We start from the raw sequence: 808 nt of genomic DNA on the forward strand, positions 1-808 counted from the left end.
CCGCAACGCCCGATCCGACGCCCACTGTCGCCGCGCACCAGCCGGCACCGCACGCATCTGCCTCTTCCCGCGCCCCATCGCAAACCTCCGTGATCAAGGTGTTGCGACGATCAGTTGAATTCGCCTTGAGTTCCGCGATCCGAGTGGTGGATGAGCTGGTCGCGGGCGGGTCGGCGGTGTTGGATGGCCATGCCGACCGCGTCGAGGATGAGCTCAGTGCGTAGGTGGTCGGCCATGGCCCACCCGACGACGCGGCGGGAGTAGGCGTCGACCACGACGGCGAGGTAGAGGAATCCTTCCCAGGTGCGCAGGTAGGAGATGTCCGCGACCCAGAGCCGGTTGGGTGTGGTGGCGGTGAACTGCCGCTGGACCAGGTCCGGGGCGGTCGCGGTCGATGCGACCTTGCGACGCGGCTTGCCGCGTCGCCGGCGGAGGCAGCTACCGGCTCGTCGACGCCCTGATCCCCTGGGGTACGGCCGAGCACGTCGCGGCCGGGTTGGAGAAGCACTACCAGGCCGGCGCGGACGAGGTGGCGGTTCAGGTGGTCAACGGCGGTGACGCTACGGCGTTCCCCGCCGACGCATTCCGGGCTCTCGCCGCGGTCCTGATCTGACCGTCAATGTAGGCGAGCTACGACACGGCGTCACCAGCCGGAGCGAACGTCGCCTTTACAGGCCACTACCTAGTAGTGCTTTGTTAGGTCGGCGTGTCGTGGGGTCATCGGGGCGGTCTGGGTAGTTCGATGTTGCGGTGACCCCTGACGAGCTTTCGGTTGTGCGGCAACGGCTTGAAGCGTTCGCCGTGGCTC

Annotated in this window: 2 protein-coding genes; one reads left to right on the plus strand and one right to left on the minus strand. The window is 67.5% G+C overall.

Annotation, left to right across the window (positions count from 1 at the left end; translation table 11 throughout):
- Positions 1-110: 110 nt before the first annotated feature.
- On the minus strand, positions 111-374 hold the full coding sequence (locus DLJ59_RS00020) for a DDE-type integrase/transposase/recombinase (RefSeq protein ID WP_124770493.1): 264 nt from the start codon (positions 372-374) through the stop codon (positions 111-113).
- 20 nt (positions 375-394) lie between these two features.
- Between DLJ59_RS00020 and DLJ59_RS00025 the strand changes: the two genes are divergently transcribed.
- On the plus strand, positions 395-613 hold the full coding sequence (locus tag DLJ59_RS00025; RefSeq protein WP_208648498.1) for a hypothetical protein: 219 nt from the start codon (positions 395-397) through the stop codon (positions 611-613).
- The last annotated feature ends 195 nt before the right edge of the window (positions 614-808 follow it).

Source organism: Micromonospora inaquosa, assembly GCF_003857055.1.
Lineage (GTDB): Bacteria > Actinomycetota > Actinomycetes > Mycobacteriales > Micromonosporaceae > Micromonospora > Micromonospora inaquosa.

What these genes read in the sequence shown, in the direction of transcription:
- DLJ59_RS00025 (WP_208648498.1), top strand. Translation starts at nt 395, where the DNA reads ATGCGACCTTGCGACGCGGCTTGCCGCGTCGCCGGCGGAGGCAGCTAC.